This window comes from Corynebacterium sp. TUM25020, assembly GCF_056388495.1.
The window spans coordinates 609,603-627,540 of the sequence record NZ_JBWJFG010000001.1 but is presented as its reverse complement, the minus strand read 5'-3'; the positions used below and the strand labels follow the sequence as shown (position 1 = coordinate 627,540).

20 protein-coding genes and 1 tRNA gene are annotated in these 17,938 nt (G+C 58.6%); 10 read left to right on the top strand and 11 right to left on the bottom strand.

Annotation, left to right across the window (positions count from 1 at the left end; all coding sequences use genetic code 11):
• Positions 1-51: 51 nt before the first annotated feature.
• The 4 genes from AC05K6_RS02845 to AC05K6_RS02830 are packed head-to-tail and all read right to left on the bottom strand — an operon-like array spanning position 52 to position 3,465.
• Positions 52-654 carry a response regulator transcription factor gene (locus tag AC05K6_RS02845; protein ID WP_476727702.1) on the bottom strand — a complete coding sequence of 201 codons (603 nt, stop codon included), beginning with the start codon at positions 652-654 and terminating at the stop codon, positions 52-54.
• Entirely contained in the window at positions 651-1,778 is a 1,128-nt protein-coding gene (locus AC05K6_RS02840; protein ID WP_476727701.1) for a sensor histidine kinase, read from the bottom strand. Before AC05K6_RS02840 ends, AC05K6_RS02845 begins: the two co-directional genes overlap by 4 nt.
• On the bottom strand, positions 1,778-2,539 hold the full coding sequence (locus tag AC05K6_RS02835) for an ABC transporter permease (RefSeq protein ID WP_476727700.1): 762 nt from the start codon (positions 2,537-2,539) through the stop codon (positions 1,778-1,780). Before AC05K6_RS02835 ends, AC05K6_RS02840 begins: the two co-directional genes overlap by 1 nt.
• A 2-nt stretch (positions 2,540-2,541) precedes the next feature.
• Complete coding sequence (locus tag AC05K6_RS02830) at positions 2,542-3,465, bottom strand: ABC transporter ATP-binding protein (RefSeq protein ID WP_476727699.1); 924 nt, start codon at positions 3,463-3,465, stop codon at positions 2,542-2,544.
• Positions 3,466-3,598: 133 nt separating this feature from the next.
• On the opposite strand from AC05K6_RS02830, the gene AC05K6_RS02825 reads away from it, so the two are divergent.
• From AC05K6_RS02825 to AC05K6_RS02815, 3 genes are all read left to right on the top strand, one after another.
• Positions 3,599-4,894: a glycosyltransferase family 87 protein gene (locus tag AC05K6_RS02825; protein ID WP_476727698.1), complete on the top strand. Its 1,296-nt coding sequence runs from the start codon at positions 3,599-3,601 to the stop codon at positions 4,892-4,894.
• 92 nt (positions 4,895-4,986) lie between these two features.
• Positions 4,987-5,241 carry a type II toxin-antitoxin system Phd/YefM family antitoxin gene (locus AC05K6_RS02820; RefSeq protein ID WP_298076153.1) on the top strand — a complete coding sequence of 85 codons (255 nt, stop codon included), beginning with the start codon at positions 4,987-4,989 and terminating at the stop codon, positions 5,239-5,241.
• On the top strand, positions 5,241-5,501 hold the full coding sequence (locus tag AC05K6_RS02815) for a Txe/YoeB family addiction module toxin (RefSeq protein ID WP_239386587.1): 261 nt from the start codon (positions 5,241-5,243) through the stop codon (positions 5,499-5,501). The genes AC05K6_RS02820 and AC05K6_RS02815 overlap by 1 nt, the downstream gene beginning before the upstream one ends.
• 1 nt (position 5,502) lies before the next feature.
• Here the strand turns inward: AC05K6_RS02815 and AC05K6_RS02810 are convergent, their stop codons facing one another.
• Complete coding sequence (locus AC05K6_RS02810) at positions 5,503-6,090, bottom strand: hypothetical protein (RefSeq protein ID WP_476727697.1); 588 nt, start codon at positions 6,088-6,090, stop codon at positions 5,503-5,505.
• A 242-nt stretch (positions 6,091-6,332) separates the two neighbouring features.
• On the opposite strand from AC05K6_RS02810, the gene AC05K6_RS02805 reads away from it, so the two are divergent.
• Together AC05K6_RS02805 and AC05K6_RS02800 are read left to right on the top strand one after the other, a co-directional pair.
• Positions 6,333-7,025, top strand: coding sequence for a type I restriction-modification system subunit M N-terminal domain-containing protein (locus AC05K6_RS02805; protein ID WP_239386591.1), 693 nt, complete (start codon positions 6,333-6,335; stop codon positions 7,023-7,025).
• Between the two features lie 218 nt (positions 7,026-7,243).
• The gene (locus tag AC05K6_RS02800; RefSeq protein ID WP_034981901.1) at positions 7,244-8,875 is read left to right on the top strand and encodes an ABC-F family ATP-binding cassette domain-containing protein; all 1,632 of its coding nucleotides are present in this window, start codon (positions 7,244-7,246) and stop codon (positions 8,873-8,875) included.
• A 404-nt stretch (positions 8,876-9,279) separates the two neighbouring features.
• Here AC05K6_RS02800 and AC05K6_RS02795 read toward each other — a convergent pair.
• The 3 genes from AC05K6_RS02795 to AC05K6_RS02785 form a co-directional block, all read right to left on the bottom strand.
• Positions 9,280-9,356: transfer RNA gene (locus tag AC05K6_RS02795), tRNA-Pro, on the bottom strand.
• Between the two features lie 69 nt (positions 9,357-9,425).
• Positions 9,426-9,929 carry a ribonuclease E activity regulator RraA gene (rraA, locus tag AC05K6_RS02790; RefSeq protein WP_034967717.1) on the bottom strand — a complete coding sequence of 168 codons (504 nt, stop codon included), beginning with the start codon at positions 9,927-9,929 and terminating at the stop codon, positions 9,426-9,428.
• Between the two features lie 4 nt (positions 9,930-9,933).
• Positions 9,934-10,683: an alpha/beta hydrolase family protein gene (locus AC05K6_RS02785; protein ID WP_473963339.1), complete on the bottom strand. Its 750-nt coding sequence runs from the start codon at positions 10,681-10,683 to the stop codon at positions 9,934-9,936.
• A gap of 72 nt (positions 10,684-10,755) precedes the next feature.
• Here AC05K6_RS02785 and secA2 point away from each other — a divergent pair, with 72 nt between their 5' ends.
• The 5 genes from secA2 (at position 10,756) to AC05K6_RS02760 (ending at position 15,539) form a co-directional block, all read left to right on the top strand.
• On the top strand, positions 10,756-13,071 hold the full coding sequence (gene secA2, locus AC05K6_RS02780; protein ID WP_476727696.1) for an accessory Sec system translocase SecA2: 2,316 nt from the start codon (positions 10,756-10,758) through the stop codon (positions 13,069-13,071).
• 71 nt (positions 13,072-13,142) lie between these two features.
• Positions 13,143-13,577: an oxoglutarate dehydrogenase inhibitor Odhl gene (gene odhI / locus AC05K6_RS02775; protein ID WP_005294594.1), complete on the top strand. Its 435-nt coding sequence runs from the start codon at positions 13,143-13,145 to the stop codon at positions 13,575-13,577.
• A gap of 6 nt (positions 13,578-13,583) precedes the next feature.
• Positions 13,584-14,321: a transcriptional regulator FtsR gene (gene ftsR, locus AC05K6_RS02770; protein WP_473963336.1), complete on the top strand. Its 738-nt coding sequence runs from the start codon at positions 13,584-13,586 to the stop codon at positions 14,319-14,321.
• A complete protein-coding gene (locus AC05K6_RS02765; RefSeq protein WP_476727695.1) occupies positions 14,314-14,901 on the top strand; it encodes a hypothetical protein in 588 nt (195 codons plus the stop codon). The genes ftsR and AC05K6_RS02765 overlap by 8 nt, the downstream gene beginning before the upstream one ends.
• Positions 14,902-15,026: 125 nt before the next feature.
• Positions 15,027-15,539 carry a MerR family transcriptional regulator gene (locus tag AC05K6_RS02760; protein ID WP_034967731.1) on the top strand — a complete coding sequence of 171 codons (513 nt, stop codon included), beginning with the start codon at positions 15,027-15,029 and terminating at the stop codon, positions 15,537-15,539.
• On the opposite strand, the gene AC05K6_RS02755 is transcribed toward AC05K6_RS02760, so the two are convergent.
• The 3 genes from AC05K6_RS02755 to AC05K6_RS02745 are packed head-to-tail and all read right to left on the bottom strand — an operon-like array spanning position 15,536 to position 17,938.
• A complete protein-coding gene (locus tag AC05K6_RS02755) occupies positions 15,536-16,039 on the bottom strand; it encodes a hypothetical protein (RefSeq protein ID WP_473963333.1) in 504 nt (167 codons plus the stop codon). The two genes, AC05K6_RS02760 and AC05K6_RS02755, sit on opposite strands and share 4 nt — an antisense overlap.
• Positions 16,040-16,062: 23 nt before the next feature.
• Positions 16,063-16,902: a 3-methyladenine DNA glycosylase gene (locus AC05K6_RS02750; RefSeq protein ID WP_476727694.1), complete on the bottom strand. Its 840-nt coding sequence runs from the start codon at positions 16,900-16,902 to the stop codon at positions 16,063-16,065.
• Positions 16,895-17,938 (bottom strand): hemolysin family protein, encoded by a 1,044-nt coding sequence (locus tag AC05K6_RS02745; RefSeq protein WP_476727727.1) that lies wholly within the window; start codon positions 17,936-17,938, stop codon positions 16,895-16,897. The genes AC05K6_RS02750 and AC05K6_RS02745 overlap by 8 nt, the downstream gene beginning before the upstream one ends.

The following is a 17,938-nucleotide window of genomic DNA, read 5'->3' as shown; positions in this document are numbered from 1 at the left end:
TGAGACAACGCACATGAATTTAACAAGGATTCAGCTAGTCTGCAGGACGAGCTAAATCCACCCATTAGTTTTCGCCAGGTGCGCCGCCTCGTAGCGATTTCCCGCACCTGTCTTCGACATAATGCTGGAAATGTGATTGCGCACTGTTCCCGGCGACAGGTGCAGCGCCTTGGCGATGGAGGGGGAGCTCTTACCCTCGAAAAGCTGCTGACACACCTCGGTCTCACGTTCACTAAGGGGATTATCGGGCGTCAATAAGCTTTCCTGGGCAAGCGTCGGGTCGATAACGCGCAGGCCGGCATGGACCCGTCGGATAGCATCGGCGAGCTCCTCGGGAGGCGTGTCCTTAACGATGAATCCGTCCACGCCAACCTCCATGGCACGTTTCACGTACCCGGCCTTGCCGAATGTCGTCACGATCAGGCAGCGGCACCGATTCCCGGCCAGCTCCTTTGCGGCATCGATGCCGTTCAGTCCGGGCATTTCGATGTCCAGCAGAGCCACGTCGATGGGCTGCTCCTGCGCGAGAGCCACGGCCTCAGTCCCGGTCGCACATTCGGCAACGACTTCGATGTCCGGCTCCGCATTCAGCAGTGCGATCAGTGCCCCGCGCACCAACGATTGATCCTCGGCAAGTAGTACACGAATCGTCATCGGGCGGCCTCCTCGGCCACTGCGCTGTCGTCGATCAGCTCGTCGTCGTCTTCCATGGCAATCAGCACGGTACTCAGGCCCCGTTCGCGGCGCACAATCAGCTTCCCACCGGCTTTCTCGACCCGTTCACGCAGGCCGGCCAGACCGCCTGTACCCTGCGTGGCCTCGCTGTTAAATCCGCTGCCGTCGTCGGTGACCTGCAGCTTGTCGTCAGTCACGCTCACCCAGCACGTGCTCGCCCCGGAGTGCCGCACCACGTTCGTCGTTAGCTCGCGCAGGCCCCAGGAAAACACTGTGTCGTGCGCGCCCGGTGCTTTCAGGAGTTCGGGTAGATGCGCGGTGACGCCCTTAGTGTCCAAAGCCCGGCGCGCCGCCTGCAGCTCGCCGGCGAAGGTGGGTGTGCGCATTCGGGTGACCGTCGAACGCACCTCCGCCAAGGCTAGGCGGGAGAGGTCGCTGATTTCCTTGAGTTCCTGCTTAGCCTGCTCGGGGTTGTTGTCCATTGCCCGTCTGGCGACCTCGGACTTTAGGTTGATCACCGTCAGCGAGTGACCCAGCAGATCGTGCACGTCCGTTGCGATATCCTCCCGCTGCTGCGCCAGGTCTAGCTCGTGCCGCAGCTTGTGGCGGGATTCGTCGTATTGGCTGAAAATCCCAAGAGCTACGAGTAACAACGGCATGACGAAAAGGGTGAATGCAGCCCAGGTAAGGTCGTCCGGCGACCAGATCCACACCGCGACGATCCCGAGTACACCTGTCGCCACCACGATCGGCAGCGCCTTTCGCAGTGTCACCGTGAATCCCAACATCGCGGCCAGGTAGGGGGCAAAGGCCACCGAGCCAGTTTGCATCGCTGGCACGCTGGCCAACGCAATGGCTAGCAGTATGCCCCAGCGCAGCAGTGCCCGCGCTAGTGTTCCCCAGGCGCGGGGGAAGTATCGCAGAGAGCCGAAGGCGTAGAAGTAGAACGCGCCGAAAACCAGCAGGCATATTGTCATCCAGGCTTTCGCCGTAGTGGCGAATCCTTCCCCTGTGTAAACCTGCAGAGCGATGGGCACTAGGAATATCAGCCATATCGAGGCGAAGATGGCGGTGCTCAGCTGGAAACCGCCAAACCGGCGCATTAGCTTCGTCCCTTGTCTCGCTTGGTCATGAGCAGGCAAAAGCCTACGAAGATCGCCGTCCATACTGCGATGCTAACCCAGGCGTACCACATCGGGTCGAACAGCAGCCCTTGATCGAGCAGTTGTGCGCCTTCTGCCAGCGGCCAGCGCACCAGCGTTACCGCGCCGTACATGGGGGTGAAACGTCCCACCTGCAGCAGCGTTCCGCTCAGTGGCATGAATACGTTGCCCGCGAAGGCGAGAATCACGATGGAGGCTGTGGCGATGGCCACTGTATTTTCTTTGGGGATCAGCAATGTCCATGCTAGGCCGTAGAATCCGAAGGGAATGGCACACAGTGCACATGCGATGAAGCTCAGTATCCACTGGTCAGCTTGCATGTGTGATTTCGTCAGCCCTCCGACAACAAACACTGCCGCTATCGGCAGCACTGCGCGCACGGTGATGCTTAAGGTAGTGGCGAAGGCGAGCTGCCAGGGACGCAGGGGTGTCAGCGCCAGCTGCCTACCCCATCCGCTGCGGCTATCGGTTACGGCAGATCCCGCCGCGCCAACTGCGCCTACCACGCCCGCGTAAAAGGCCATACCCAACATGACGAAGGCAGAGACGTTACCGCCGTTCATTTCCTGATCGCCGTAGTCCTGCAGTGCGCCGAAGATCAGGTAGAAGAAAATCGGTAGGCCGATGCTAAAGAAAAGGGTGGTCATGTCCCGGCGTAGGCGCAGCAGCTCGTGGGCGGCGAATTTCAGTGTGGTGCTCATGGTTAGGCCTCCGGGGTTTCGTTCGTCAGCGCGAGGAACGTGTCCTCCAAGCTGTGGCTGGTGATGTCGAGGTTGTGGGCGTCCGTCTCCGTCAACAGGTACCGGGCAAGCGCGTCAGAGTCTTCTGTCGATATACGCAGGCGACGGCCGTTTGTTTCGCTACTTGTGACGCCCGGTAGTCCCGACAGATCCGGGAATCCACTGGGGAATTCGGCGCTAACCACGCGGTGGGAGCTCATGTTTCGTAGCTCGTCGGTGGTGCCGTCCGCAATGATCTTCCCCTTGTTCATAAGCACAATGCGCTGGGCGAAGTTATCGGCTTCCTCCAGGTAGTGCGTGGCGAAGATGATCGTGCGCCCTTGTTGGGCCTGGTTCTTCATGGAGTCCCAGAAGCGGTGGCGCGCGCCGGCATCCATCCCCGCGGTTGGTTCGTCGAGGATGAGGATGTCCGGATTGCCGAGGATGGCCAGGGCGAAGCGGATGCGTTGTTGCTCGCCGCCGGAGCATTTGCCTACGCGGCGCTTGTAGATCGGTTCCAGATTCGCTTGCTGGATTACTTCTTCAATCGGCAGGTGCTCCGGGAAGGCAGCGGCGATCATCTCCACCGTGTCCTTCACGGTCAGTTCGTTGAGCAGGCCGCCGGTCTGCATTAGTGCGCTGATGTTTTGGTTATATATCGCTTGCTTGGGGGAGTGTCCCATGACCTTAACTGTTCCGGCGGTCGGGGTGGTCAGCCCTAGGATCAGGTCCACGAGTGTGGTCTTTCCCGCGCCGTTGGTGCCCAGCAGTGCGACGATCTCTCCTGGGCGGATGGTGAGGCTAACGTTCTTCAAAGCGTGTACAGGTGCGCTGGATCGTGGATTGAAGGTTTTGCTTATTCCGGTTACTTCGATGGCGTGTGTCTGTTGTGTCGTGTTCACACTCATTACGTTAGTTAGCTGCGGTTAAGTGCTCACATAGTTTTCGTCACGCGATGCACTATGACGTTTGTCATGACTTTTTTGCAAACATCCGCACGCCTTGAACAGGAAAATGCTTTTTGCGTTCTAAGGTAAGCGTGTGAAAACTGATACCAGTGCCAAGAAGCTGCCGGGCGTACTCGGCGTGTTCACTGCTTTTGCGCTGCTTGCAGCGTTGGCCGTGTATCGGTTGACCCTGCCGGAGGTGCGTGCCTCCTGGTTTACCAACCTCTTCAAGTGGCCGACGGATTTTAAGGTTTATTACAACGCTGCGGTAGCCCTGAACGATGGGCAGGAGCTCTATTCTCAGCCTTTCGTCCGCGGGCTGCCATTTACTTACCCGCCGTTCTCGGGCGCGATTTTCAAGGTTCTTCCCCTGGTGTCCTTCGAGGTCGCGGCGAGTATCTGGCTGGCCCTCACCGCGATAGTGCTGTTGGCGGTGATCATCGGCGTGTTCCGCGAGCGCGGTTACGCCTGGTCGCCTGGGTTGGTTTTGGTGTCTCTGGCAGCGTTAGTCGCATCGTTCAACTTGGCTCCGATCTTCGGCACGTTTTTCTGGGGCCAGATCAACATCTTCATAATGGGTCTAGTCGCCCTGGACTTCCTGCGTCGACGTTCGGGCAACAAGGGCGGCGGTATCTTCAGCGGTCTGGCCGCGGGTATCAAGCTCACCCCGGTCTTCTTCTACCTCCCGCTGCTACTAGGTAAGCGTTGGCGCGCGATGGTCTACATGACCATCACGATTCTCGCGACGATCGGCATCGGTTTCCTCTTCGTCCCCGATGCCAAGGCTTTCTGGGAAACTAAAATTTTCGAAACGCAGCGAATTGGCGGCAAGGACAACCCCGGCGCGCAGTCCCTCGGTGCGGTGCTGCACCGGTTGGGTTGCGACAGCACCGCACTGTGGCTCGTCTGCGTGATCGCCATCGTGGCGCTGTACAGCATTGCGGTCCTGGGCTGCTATCGCCGCGGTAACTACTCGATGATCATGGCTCTCGGCGGAATTGTCGCCTGCGTTATCTCGCCGTTTAGCTGGTACCACCACTGGGTGTTCTTGGTGCCGCTCTTTGTCGTATTTTTGGACGCCGGCCTCAACCTCATTCACACGATCTCCAACAAGGTCAGCGGCGTGCTGGGCTGGCTCTTCGAGCAGTTGCTGGGCTTCGCGCTGGTTGCCCTGCTGACCGTAGTTTTCCTTCCCTTCGTCAGCAACGCGACCAACCGAAAGCTCGGTTTCTTCGGCCAGAGTACGGCTCACGATAATCCACTATGGCAGGGCTCCTTCACCTTCCTGGGCGTGGCCTTCGTCGTGGTGGCCGCAGCGTATTACACGGTCCGGTATTTCACGGACCGCCGCGCTACTGGGACCGAGCGCGCGGCTGCTGGTTCTCTGTAAAGGTGCGTTCGGCAGAGTGTTTGGTCTGCCGAACTTCTGACGTTGACGACACCTCACATGTGACGTACAGTTTCCTGTACAGGAGGTGTGCTGTGAAAACGTTTAGTTATACCGAATCCCGCGCGAACTACGCGAAGGTGCTCAGTGACGTTGTCGACAACCGTGAAGAAGCCATTATTACCCGGGCTGGACACGAGGACGTCGTGATCGTGTCGCTCTCCGAGTACGAATCGCTGCGAGAAACTGCTTACCTTCTGCGCTCTCCCGAGAACGCTCGCCGCCTCCTCGGTTCCATCGAGAATCTGGAGCGGGGGCGCGGCGCCCACCACGACCTCATTGAGGACTAATGATTCTCGTTTGGGATGAGTCTGCCTGGGAGGACTACTTGTGGTGGCAGACGGCGGATCGCCGCACCCTGAAGAGAATCAACCGGCTCATTAAAGACATTGCCCGCAATGGAAACGAGGGTATCGGCAAGCCTGAAGCCCTCAAGCACGGTCTCTCTGGCTATTGGTCCAGGCGGATCACCGATGAGCACCGCCTGGTGTACAAGGTAGTGGACGGAGAGATTCGCATCGCGGCTTGTCGATACCATTACGGAAGCTGACTTAGAACGGGTAGTCCGTGGCGTCGGGCGTCAAGAAAAGAACTCCAACGACCGTACCCTCTCGGCTGACGGCGATCCGAGACATCAGTTCGCCGGCTTCATGGTTGAGTGTCGAGACGACGACGGAAGTGCCCGTGCTTTTTGTGGAGAGCGCTTCTGACGCCGGTGCCGCGTTGCGGTCTCCCTTGATGGGCACGATCGCATGGTCGGTGATCTCCTGGAGTTCGCCGAAGTCGGTCAGGATTGATGTCCACACGTCCACGATGACGGACCAGGGGAGGTCCGCACGGACGTGCGGATCGAGCATTTCAACGGTTTCTGCCTCTTCGCCTTTGGAAATGTGGCGAATGAGCTTGTCTGAAATCTCGGGGAGATTGTCGATTGATACTGGGGCCATGGTTTCTCCTGTAAAGGGGTTTCGCACCGCACCGAATCGTTTGAAGGCTGCCTGGCGGGAAACATTGAGCGCTTGCCCAATGTCCGCCCATGAATGTCCCGCATCTCTTGCTTGCGTGACGGCATCCTCCAATTCGTGTTCAGCGAGGCTGACTGCTTGCAGTGTGTGTCGGATATTCGTCAATGGATCCATGACCGCTAGTCAACCATAGGTTGACGGTGGTGTCAACTAGTGGTTGACGCTGGGATGGGAGGTCGCTCTTAAAGCTTGAAAGATTGAAGTTGTTCGATATTTCGTTCGAGGGTGACAGCACGGTGTCTATCGGGGGTGATGCACTAGAAGGCGAGGCAGCGCGTGCGTGTCTCGAGAACGATTTTGGACAGTGCGTTTACCGTAGGGGCACTGAGACTTTCGGCCCAAGGAGGCATGCCCGGATGAGTACAGCGGAACTCAATCAGTCCGCCGTTTGGAACACAGCAGACAAGTTTCTGCGCTCCATCGTCGAACCTGAAGATTACGGAGACTATATTCTGCCGATGACGGTGCTGCGTCGTCTCGAGTGTATTCTCGCGCCGACCAAAGACGAAGTTCTCGACCTGGTATGGAGTCTCCAGGAGGAGGGCTTCAGTGACGAGATGATCGATTGGGAGGTACAGGCCCGTTTTGGCCTTTCCTTCTATAACTCTTCTCGCCTGGACCTGACGAGGATCGCCCAGCTCGACGATCACGTATATGAGGCGCTGATGGACTACGTCGGCGCGTTCTCGGCCTCCGTCCGCGATGTGTGGGATGCCTTCGATTTCGCGGTGAAGATGAAGACCCTCGATAGCGCTTCTCGTCTGTGGCCGGTGGTCAAACACTTCGCCACCATCGACATGAGCATGGAGGCGCTGCCGGATGCCCAGATGGGTGACCTCTTCGAGCACGTCATGTACAAGGCCTTCGACACAAAAGGCAAGGCCGCGGGTGCGTTCTACACACCGCGTGACGCGATCCGGCTCATGGTGGATATTCTTTTCGCTTCCGACGACATCGGACTGGCCTCGGACGGTGCTTCACGCACCGTGTACGAAACTTTCTTGCCACGACGGATACAAATGCGTGCGAACTGCGTTTTGGTCGTCTGATTGGTTCAAAACGGAGGCAGCTGGTCAATTCAGCGTTTCGCCCCTATTACGGAGCCGCTTGAGTCTCAGCGAATCGCGTATAATCGCGTATAATTAGACTGGATTCGTCGACTGACGACCTACCCGAACCGAGGAGCGTGTAATTCCGGTGAACATGTGATCTCCACTCAGCTCTGCTGAGACGTGACTGAAGTTACTTCTTCCTATTGGAGATTACTATGCCCGAAATTTTGCTCGATTCTATTTCTTTTTCATTCGGCTCCCGCCTCATTCTCGACCGTGTGAGTTTGCATGTGCCAAACGGTGAACGCGCCTTTTTGATTGGCCCGAACGGGGTCGGCAAATCCACCCTGTTAAGGGTCCTCACTGGTGAGTTGACGCCTGATTCGGGCCGAATTGTTTCTGGGCCTGTTCCTCAGCACGTTCCCGATCCAGAGTCTTTCGACGGCAGCGTTGCGCAATTCCTTGACTCGGCGCTTAAACCGTTTAATGAGCTACTCACGCGCTTCGACCAAGCCACAGAAGCCATGGCAGCGGGAGACACTCATCTAGCAATGGAGTTTGACCAACTTCTTGCCCGGTTGAACGCCCTTGATGTGTGGTCGTTGGATGCACGAGTGAATGAAACACTCGCAGGACTGGGACTCGTAGATTTCATGGGGTCGGGAAGCAATCGAATGATGCAGACCCTTTCGCCAGGTCAGCGTGCACGCCTGAAACTGGCTACCCTGCTGATGATGCGACCTGAGGTGTTGATCCTAGACGAGCCGACCAATCATCTCGATCATGAAGCAGCCGATTTCCTCACTGGTGTTGTCAAGAACTGGAACGGCCCTGTGCTCGCTACGAGCCACGACAGATCTTTCATCAACGACACCGCCACTGCCATCTACGACATGGACATCACCGTTTGGCAAGAACTCGCCAAAGCGGACGGACAGAAGGTCGTGGGCTTGTACCGCAACGCAGGGGACTACACGCACTACCTGCTGGCGAAGAAGACTGCCCGTGCAAAACACCGACAGATCCACGCCGCACAGCAAGCTGAGAAACGCGAGCTACACGAGCATCGGCGCGAAAGCATGAAGATCGCCCGTGGCGGGGTTCGGGTTGAAACCGCAACTCGCAAAGAGAAGAAGTTCTTCACCGATCGCGCAGCAGCCACATCGGCAAAAAGAACCCGAAGTGACGACGTCCGCCTGGAACGCATTTCAGAGCGAGAGATACGGAAACCCCGCCACTACAACCTGGCGTTCCCCTCCCTCAAGATTGACCCCGGAACTGGTTTGGCCGTCTCGCTCAGAGATGCGACAGTGGCAGGTCGGCTTTTGCCGGTTACGTTCGATTTAGGGCGAGGCGAGCACCTCCTCGTGACAGGAGAAAACGGGGCGGGTAAATCAACCCTGCTTAACTGGATCGCCACAGGAAACGCACCCGAGGGGACTATGAACAGTGGCACCCTCACCCGTGATGATCCCGTCGGCGTGGTGCCGCAGACGCTTCCTGATGGTTCAATTGCAGGATTTGACTCGGAGAGGTGGCAAGATGGCGTCGGCGAGGCTGGAAAAGGAATTCTGCATCCTTCAATGTGGAGCACTCCCATCGTGAACTTGTCTGCAGGGAATCAACGCCGGGCTCAATTTGCAGTCGCACTAGCGAAACAGCCAGCTTTGTTGATCATTGATGAGCCAACTAACTACCTTGATTTGGAATCGATGGATGCACTCGAGAACGCGCTACGGGACTGGCGAGGAACTCTCATCATCGCCAGTCATGACCGTTGGCTGATTGAACATTGGCACGGACGTCATCTCCACCTCACTTCTGTTCACCAGTCAGCATCGACATGAGACTTGGGAGTCCTCCCTAAATGTGAAGGTCAGAGTTCCTTTCTTGTCGACCTTGGCGTACTCGCCTCGGATTACCGCGTCGGCGAGGGCGTCGATATAGACGGAGGGCTTGGGTGAGGGCGGTGTGGGCTTTGCCGGTGGCGTCGGGGGAGCACCCTTGGAAGTGCCGAGGAGCTGCTTGCCGGAATCAAAGTCAACAACCTCGTGGACCGAGCGTCACAACGGGTTGCCTTAGATGCGGTCGCTCAGTCATTTTTGATAACGACGAAGTGATCGAAGGCCTGCCATATGTAAAGAAGCCTTAGTTATTCTTTGTAGGTCAGTGCCAGCCCAATACCTGCACCAAGGAGAGTTATTCTTTTTCTGTGGTGATGGTGAGGTCATGCCCCCCAGAATAATGAAATTGGTCGGACTGACAGGATTTGAACCTGCGACCCCTACACCCCCAGTGTAGTGCGCTACCAAGCTGCGCCACAGTCCGCCGAAGCCCTGTAAAAAAGGCAACGGCGATAGGTTACCCCACTCCCATCGCCGTTATGAAATCCCCTGCTTATACCGGCTGCACAGCCTTGTCGGTAACGATAATGCCGTCCGAATCGCAGTAAATGTATTCGCCTGGGACAAAGTCCACGCTGCCGAAGCTCACCGTCACGTCGCGCTCGCCCTCACCGGTCTTGGTGGACTTACGCGGGTTGGTGCCCAGCGCCTTGCAGCCGAACTCCATCTGGCCGATCACCTTGGAATCGCGGATCGGCCCATTAACCACCACTCCGGCCCAGCCGTGATCCTTGCCCATGCCTGCAATGATGTCGCCCACCAGTGCGGTGTGCATCGACGCATCGCCGTCGATCACTAGCACGCCACCCGGGTTATCCTCCTGCAGCACCTTCTTCAGCAGCGCGTTGTCCTGGAAGCACTTCACCGTGGTGATCTTGCCGCAGAACTCCACCACACCGCCCAGGTCGCGGAACTGCGTATCGCAGCTGCGCACGTCGCTACCAATGATGTCCACCAGGTCGGCGGTCGGAATAAAAGTCAGTTTTTCTTCAGCCATGCCCCTACTGTAGGCGCAAGCTCTCCCATGCTGCGATGAATTCGCCCACTCGCTGCCCGGATCCTCTTTGCAAAAGCAGGTGATCCATGCCCTCCAACGCCACCCAATCCGGTTTCGGCAAAGCCTCCCGCATCGCATGCGCCTCTGCCACTGGAACTACCAGATCATCGGGGGAGTGCAGCACTAGAGACGTGGCGTCACTAGAAGAAACAGCGGCAACGGTATCGGCAGAATCGGCCGTGGCGAGCTCATCCAGCAGCGCCTGCCCCAGGGAAAGCTCCCGCTGGCGCTTAAACATGTGCATGATCTCCGGCGCCCGCTTCGCGGTATCCCGCAGCTCAAATGGGGTGCCTACGGTCACAATGCTTTCCACCGAGGCAACGTCTGCCGCAGCACGCTGCACCGCCGTGCCACCCAGCGAATGCCCCACTAGAAGCTCCGGTCCGCCAAACCACGCTGCCGCAGCCTGTACATCGGACACGTTCGTCGCCAGCGTCGTCTCCTCGAACCGCCCCTCCGAATCACCCAACCCCGCAAAGTCGAATCGCAGGCTCGCATACCCCGCCCGCGCCAGTGCCTTGGATATGCGCGTCACCCCAATTGCCCCGCGCGTACACGTAAAGCAGTGCGCGACGACCGCCCGGCGCGGCGCTTCTTCCATCGCCACATCCCGTGGCATATCCACCGTTCCCGCCAACTGCCAGCCATTTTCAGTGGGAATTGTCACGTGAACGGAGCGAATCGTGCGGGTCATGGATCGCCTCTTGCCATTAGTCGGTTAACGTGGTCAGTACATTTTTACATCTCACACTCGAAGGGCACACACATGGCATTTGACTGGTTCTGGAAGGCAATGGGATCTTCCCCGAAGAAGAATCAGAAGAAGAGCCGGGCCGTGGTCGCTCAGGCCGACTCGTCGCGCTATTCGGGGCTTAGCGATGCTGAGCTTCGTGACGCCGCCTCGGACGTGGTCACCAAACAATCCACTAGCGAGGATGGCCACCACTTCGGTGGGCAGGTAGAAGACGCTTCCGCGCTGCTCGGAATCCTGCGTGAAGTGGCTACGCGCACGTTGGACATGGAGCCTTTCGACGTGCAGATGCAGGGCACCTACCGCCTGCTGCACGGCGATGTGGTGGAGATGGCCACCGGTGAGGGTAAGACCCTTGCCGGCGCGATGGCCGCCGTAGGCTTTGCGCTGCAGGGCAAGCGCGTGCACGTCATCACGGTCAACAGCTACTTGGCTGGCCGCGATAACGACTGGATGGGGCCGATGTTCGAATTCTTCGGACTCACCCATGGTGCGATTAACGAGGAGCTCTCTGCGGATCAGCGCCGCGAGATCTACTCGCGTGACGTTATTTTCGGTGCCATCAACGAGCTGGGCTTCGACGTGCTGCGTGATCAGCTCATTACCCGCCGTACCGACCAGGTGCGTAGCCCTGCGGACGTGGCCGTCATCGATGAGGCCGATTCGGTAATGGTGGACGAAGCTCTTGTACCGCTGGTTCTCGCCGGTTCCGAGCCCGGGCCCGCCCCCGCTGGCCGCATTACTGATCTGGTCAAGCGGATGGAGGAAGACAAGCACTTCCATGTCTCCGAGGATCACCGCAATGTCTTCCTCACCGATGAGGGTGCGGAGTTCGTGGAGAAGGAGCTTGACGTAGATTCCCTCTATGAGGATGAGGGCGAGCTGTTGGTGCAGGTGAACGTTGCCCTGCACGCCGAACACCTCTTGATCCGCGACGTGCACTACATTGTGCGCGACGGCAAGGTAGCTCTTATTGACGGCTCCCGCGGCCGCGTGGCCGAGCTGCAGCGTTGGCCCGATGGCCTGCAGGCAGCAGTGGAGGCCAAGGAAGGCCTGGATGTTACCGATGGTGGTCGCATCCTCGACCAGGTAACCATCCAGGCTTTGGTCGGCATGTACCCCGAAGTATGTGGCATGACCGGCACCGCACTGGCCGCTGGCGACCAGCTGCGCCAGTTCTATAACCTGCAGGTCTCCGTCATCGAGCCGAATGTGCCGAACATTCGCTTCGACGAGGCTGACCGGGTGTATGTCTCCGCAGCCGAGCGCGACGATGCCGTGGTCAAGCACATCATCGAGGTGCAAAAGACTGGTCAGCCGCAGCTGGTGGGCACCCAGGACGTTGCGGAGTCCGAGCAGCTGGCTGAGGCACTCCTCTCCGCGGGCGTGGAGTGCTCGGTGCTGAACGCGAAGAACCACGAGGCGGAAGCGGCTGTCGTCGCTGAAGCCGGCCGCCCGGGTCGCGTGACCGTCTCTACCCAGATGGCTGGCCGCGGTACGGATATCAAGCTGGGCGGTACAGACGAAGCTGAGCGCGAAGAGGTCGTAGAAACCGGTGGCCTGCATGTCGTAGGCGTGGGGCGTTTCCGCTCCCAGCGCCTGGATAACCAGCTGCGAGGCCGCGCGGGACGCCAGGGTGACCCGGGTAGTTCGGTTTTCTTCGTCTCCCTTGAAGACGACGTGGTGGCTATCGGTGGCGCAGGGGAGGAGCTGCAGGCGCAGCCCGAGGATGACGGCCTGTTGCCACAGAAGAAGGTTCAGCAGTTCGTGGATCACTGTCAGCGCGTTACTGAAGGACAGATGCTCGACATCCACGCAACTACGTGGAAGTACAACAAGCTCATTAAGGACCAGCGCGACATCGTGAATGATCGCCGCGACACTTTGCTGGACACAGGCGCTGCCTGGGATGATCTCAGCTACCACAACGTTGAGCGTGCTGCGGAGCTGAAGAAGCAAGGACTCTCCGAGGAAACTCTGGAGCAGGCCGCCCGCGAAATTATGCTCTTCCACTTGGATAACGAATGGTCGGAGCACCTGGCTTACCTGGATGATGTACGCGAGTCGATTCACCTGCGCGCCATTGCCCGCGAATCGCCGATCGACGAGTTCCACCGTATGTCCATCGCCGCATTCGGTGAGTTGGCTGAACGTGCCGTCAACAAGGCTCGGGAGACGTTTGACGAGGTAGAGATCACCTCTGAAGGCGCCCAGCTAGGCGAAATGGGGCTGCATAAGCCCAGCGCAACATGGACATACATGGTGAACGATAACCCGCTGTCCTCCTCCGGGGGGTCTGTAATGGGGTCTATCGTTCAGATGTTCCGCTAACTGCTTTAGGGTATTGTTAGACGTATTGTTAGAGCCGAACCAATTAGTTCGAATGAGAGGACTTGAAAGCTATGAGCGATAACACCGGAGTGCCAGAGGCATCTGTCGAGACCACGTCAGTCTTCCGCGCAGACCTTCTGAAGGAGATGGAGTCTGGCTCCCAGCACGATGCCTCTCCTGCCGGTGTCGAGGGTCTTCCTGAGGGCTCCGCGCTGCTGGTTGTGAAGCGCGGTCCGAATGCCGGCTCCCGATTCCTGCTGGATCAGGAGACGACCGCTGCTGGCCGTCACCCCGATAGCGATATCTTCCTCGACGACGTTACTGTTTCCCGTCGCCACGCTGAGTTCCGTCGTAATGGCGATCAGTACGAGGTCGTAGACGTCGGATCCCTGAACGGCACCTACGTTAACCGCGAGCCGAAGAACTCTTCCGTTCTCTCCAATGGCGATGAGATCCAGATCGGCAAGTTCCGCCTGGTGTTCCTGAACGGTTCGAAGGAAGCCTAAGGAACAGTGAGCGCACAGAGAAGCCACGCTAGCGCTCCAGTCCCTTCCACCTCGCCAGCCGGTAAGGTTCTGCCGACGTCGTCTATCGGCGACGTGCTGAAGCAGCTGAAGCCGGATTTCCCGGATGTTACGGTATCGAAGATCCGTTTCCTGGAGTCCGAGGGGCTGGTGAGCCCGCGTCGTTCCCAAAGCGGTTACCGGCGCTTTTCGCCGGAGGACATTTCGAGGCTGCGTTATATCTTGACCCTTCAGCGGGATAATTACTTGCCGTTGAAGGTTATTCGCGAGCGCCTGGAGGCCATGGACTCCGGCAAGGTCACCCCCGTGACCGCTGCGCGCAAGTCCGCCCCCGGTGCTATTTCTCCGGAGCAGATGCGCGGTGCCCAGTCTCGTCGCCTAACTCGTGCTGATGTGACGGCGCGTGCAGGTGTGCAGGACTCCTTCACCGGGGCGCTCATCCGTATGGGGTTGATCACCGCTGACCCGGCTGGTTTCTACTCGGTCGACGATGTTGAGATCGTGCAGATTGCCCAGAGCCTCACTGACCACGGCCTGGATAATCGACACCTGAAGTCGCTCCTGACCATTGCGAACCGTCAGTACGACATGGTCTCCCGCATCGCCGAGCCGCTGGCACATGGCCGCGATGAGAACGCGCAGCAGCGTTCCGCAGAAACCGCCCGCGAGATGTCCGCGTTGATCATTTCTCTGAATACCGCACTGGTGAAGGGCAACCTTGGATAAAGGTACCGAAGTCGTCTTTCTTGGCCGCGCGGTCGCCAGCGCCCTTGGGTGCGGCGAGCCGGTGGCCGATTGCCTTATTTTTATGACGCCCGAACGCACCCACATCCTGCCGATTTGGGTTGAACCCACCGTGGATCTGGGCGGGCGCCCCTCGGATGCGGAAGTTCTGGCAAGCATCCTAAAGAACGACGAAGCGCGTGACCCGTGGTTCGCCCGAATCGCCACCAACTCCCGAGGGCAAATGACCGCTGGTTTGGTGCTCGAGGCAGGGGAGTCTGAACGTTTCATCGACGTGCGTCCCTCGATTCTGGAGCCGCTGTGGAATGCAGGTGTGCTTTTCGATGTGCGGGTTGCGCCAGGCGTAGAAAATGCACTGATCCGTGTGAATCCCGCTTGGGTTGAAGAATTGGAAGCGAAGCTCAAGAAAGTCGATGAGGATGGCGACCAAGTGGACTTCCTTTTGGACTGGGATCCCCAAGAGATGGGCTTCAGCGCTAGCGACAATGCGGATTCCGATTTCCAAGAGATGTGGGAAGGCCTGGGACTGTCGAGCGATCTGGACGACTGGTTGAAAGAATGACACGCGTGTTGTTACACGTGTGAATTTTGTGACTCGTGTTAAAGTAATATCCGGCTAGCGGTTGACTGTGCCGCAAACCGGTCTAATCTTTAGAAGAGAATTGAAATTACACCAGGAGTCTTTCAATGCAGGATGCCCTTTTCGACGTCCATGGCCCCGACGATGAAGTTGGCTACCGTGTGCCGATCGCCTGTCAGGTAGCTGGCATCACTTACCGCCAGCTCGACTACTGGGCGCGCACCAAGCTCGTCCAGCCCAGCATCCGCAACGCTGCAGGCTCCGGCTCCCAGCGCCTGTACTCCTTCCGAGACATCCTGGTTCTCAAGATCGTCAAGGGCCTGCTGGACACCGGCATCTCCCTGCAAAACATCCGCAAGGCTGTCGAGAAACTGGAAAACCTGGGCGTCGACGACCTCGCTGGCATTACTCTCGTATCCGACGGCCACACCGTCTACGAGTGTCGCTCCTCTGAAGAAGTCATCGACCTCCTCAACGGTGGCCAGGGCGTATTCGGCATCGCAGTTCCGGGTCTGATGAAGGAACTCACCGGCACCATCACCTCCTTCCCCTCGGAGAAGGTTGTTCAGGATGCCGCCATCGACGAGCTGGCCGAGCGCCGCCGTCGCCGTATGGCCTAAAGAATCCTCAAGAAAGCTCCACGCGCCCGCTGATCCAACTCGGGCAGCGACTGGTCCCGCAGCTGCGGAGCCAGTACGTCATTTTTCTCTTCTCCGCTCTCCACCTTAGAGACCGCCAGTGCCTCCTCGGCCTTGCTCCGATCAGTCGGCTTCCACAACGGAGCACCTGGCATACCACCCTCACCCCACGCCTTATACGCCGCAATGGCCTCCGCATCCGGCTTTTGCACAGCCTCCGCCTTCAGGCAGTGGTCCAGTTCCACTTCGTTCGCGTCATTGAACTGGCGCACCTTATCCTGTAGCTCCGCCGTATTCTCGGCCCAGATTTTCACCACAAAATCCCCCTGTGGGCACTCCGGTGCTGAGAGCTGATCCTGGTTGTTTCGAGCCAGCATGATCCAACCAGCAACCAGCGCCACAACCAGAATCACGGCCACCAGGGCACCCCAGACCCATCCAGCAACATGATAGTTCTGCTTTCCAGTTGCATGTCGTGCCACGATCGAGTCCTCCCAGTAGTTTTCTATCCAGTGTAGGCCAGCAGCTGCTTGCGGATCTCTTGCCCGCGACCCATTAGCCCCTTTTGCCGCTGGACATACTCGGCTCGCCCCGCCGGAGTCTCGATCCGCACCGGCTCAAAACCCCATTCCTGCAGGTCATAGGGTGAAGCCTCCATATCCAGCCGACGCACATCACAGGCCAGCTCGAAGCAGTCCAGCCACAACTCGCCGGGAACCAGCGGCCCCAATTTCGTAGCCCACTTATACAGATCCATCGTGGCGTGTAGGCAGCCCGGCTGCTCCAACTGAGGCTGTGAGTCGCGGGTGGGGGTGTGGGCGTTGCGCGGCGCGGCGGCGTCGGTAAAAAAGCGATAAGCGTCAAAGTGCGTGCACCTCAACTGCGACTTCTCGACAACCTCGTCCGTACCCCGGGCTCCCAAGCGCAGCGGCTCGGGGTGGCGTGGCGCATCCTTGTACACCATCGCCCACTCGTGCAGTCCAAAGCACCCCAGCACTGGCGGGTGCCGGTACGTCGCATCCAACAGCCGCGCGATATAACGCACCGTCTTACCCCTGGCTGCCATGTACCGCTCCACATCCAGGATCCACACATCACCTTGGCGTACATAGTGGTCTTTGTACTGTGGCAAGTCGTCGCCACCATCCCACACCACGGCCTTATTGACGCCCGGATGCCAGTGGCTTAGCTTCCCAGGGGTAGTGGGGTAGTAGCTGAACATAAAGTCCCACACCGGGTGCCTTTCACCCTGTGCGCGGCGCCGGCGGTGCCCCTCGGTGAGGCGCTGCACACGCTCCCTATGGGCCGCCTGCCTTTCGCGCCAGTCGTGTAGAACCTCAGTCATGGGTCCAGTCGCGAACGGTACCGACGAGTTCCTCGATGATGTCTTCCAGGGTGATCATGCCAATGATCTGCCCATTTGCATCCACTACCGCGGCAATGTGGCTCGACGTACGACGCATATTGCGCATCGCAACATCAAAGTTCGAACCAGCCTTGACCTCCAGTAGCGGACGAATATCCGTCGTATCCAGCTGCCCGTCGGGCTCTACCAGGTTGTCCAGCACATCCTTGACGTGTACATAGCCAATCCACTTGCCTGTCGCATCAGTAACGGGGAAGCGAGAGTAGCCCGTCTCCTGCACTGCCTTCTCCACGGCGGCTACCTTCATGCGTGGGCCATCCTGGGGGATGCAGTGCACGTCGCCGAAGGGAATCAGCACTTCGTCTAGCGTACGGCGGGAAGAACCCAGCGCCTTGTTGAGGCGGTTCGCTTCCTCCGGTGCGATAAGCCCCTCAGAGCGGGAATCCTGGATCATACTTGCCAGTTCGGAAGGGGAGACCGTGGAGTCCAGCTCGTCCTTTTGCTCCACGCCCACCAGCTTCAACGTCTTGCGCGCGATCCAGTTCAGCAGCTGCATGATGGGGTTCGTCACCTTCACGAACAGCAGGTGCAGCGGCACCACAAATGTTGCCACTGTTTCTGGCCCAGCCAGAGCAATATTCTTCGGCACCATTTCACCGAGAATGATGTGCAGCATCGTCACCAACAGCAGGGAGATGGTAAAGCCCACCGGGTGTAGCAGTTCTACGGGCATTCCCAGTGCTTCGAATGGCGCTTCGATCAAGTGCGCGATCGCTGGCTCGCCGACCTTACCGAGCAGCAGCGAGGCGATGGTGATGCCGAACTGCGCACCCGCGAGCATGATCGACAGGTGTTCCGTGGCGTATTGCACGCGTTTGGCACGCTTGTTTCCGGCGGCGATCATCGATTCCAGGCGATCTTTTCGCGAGGAAATCAGAGAGAACTCCACCGCCACAAAGTAGCCGTTGAGTGCCAGCAGGAAGATTGCAAGGACGATAGCCCAGATATCACCCAT

What these genes read in the sequence shown, in the direction of transcription:
- AC05K6_RS02845 (WP_476727702.1), bottom strand. Translation starts at nt 654, where the DNA reads ATGACGATTCGTGTACTACTTGCCGAGGATCAATCGTTGGTGCGCGGG.
- AC05K6_RS02840 (WP_476727701.1), bottom strand. Translation starts at nt 1,778, where the DNA reads ATGCGCCGGTTTGGCGGTTTCCAGCTGAGCACCGCCATCTTCGCCTCG.
- AC05K6_RS02835 (WP_476727700.1), bottom strand. Translation starts at nt 2,539, where the DNA reads ATGAGCACCACACTGAAATTCGCCGCCCACGAGCTGCTGCGCCTACGC.
- AC05K6_RS02830 (WP_476727699.1), bottom strand. Translation starts at nt 3,465, where the DNA reads ATGAGTGTGAACACGACACAACAGACACACGCCATCGAAGTAACCGGA.
- AC05K6_RS02815 (WP_239386587.1), top strand. Translation starts at nt 5,241, where the DNA reads ATGATTCTCGTTTGGGATGAGTCTGCCTGGGAGGACTACTTGTGGTGG.
- AC05K6_RS02810 (WP_476727697.1), bottom strand. Translation starts at nt 6,090, where the DNA reads ATGGATCCATTGACGAATATCCGACACACACTGCAAGCAGTCAGCCTC.
- AC05K6_RS02805 (WP_239386591.1), top strand. Translation starts at nt 6,333, where the DNA reads ATGAGTACAGCGGAACTCAATCAGTCCGCCGTTTGGAACACAGCAGAC.
- AC05K6_RS02800 (WP_034981901.1), top strand. Translation starts at nt 7,244, where the DNA reads ATGCCCGAAATTTTGCTCGATTCTATTTCTTTTTCATTCGGCTCCCGC.
- rraA (WP_034967717.1), bottom strand. Translation starts at nt 9,929, where the DNA reads ATGGCTGAAGAAAAACTGACTTTTATTCCGACCGCCGACCTGGTGGAC.
- AC05K6_RS02785 (WP_473963339.1), bottom strand. Translation starts at nt 10,683, where the DNA reads ATGACCCGCACGATTCGCTCCGTTCACGTGACAATTCCCACTGAAAAT.
- secA2 (WP_476727696.1), top strand. Translation starts at nt 10,756, where the DNA reads ATGGCATTTGACTGGTTCTGGAAGGCAATGGGATCTTCCCCGAAGAAG.
- odhI (WP_005294594.1), top strand. Translation starts at nt 13,143, where the DNA reads ATGAGCGATAACACCGGAGTGCCAGAGGCATCTGTCGAGACCACGTCA.
- AC05K6_RS02760 (WP_034967731.1), top strand. Translation starts at nt 15,027, where the DNA reads ATGCAGGATGCCCTTTTCGACGTCCATGGCCCCGACGATGAAGTTGGC.
- AC05K6_RS02750 (WP_476727694.1), bottom strand. Translation starts at nt 16,902, where the DNA reads ATGACTGAGGTTCTACACGACTGGCGCGAAAGGCAGGCGGCCCATAGG.
- AC05K6_RS02745 (WP_476727727.1), bottom strand. Translation starts at nt 17,938, where the DNA reads ATGGGTGATATCTGGGCTATCGTCCTTGCAATCTTCCTGCTGGCACTC.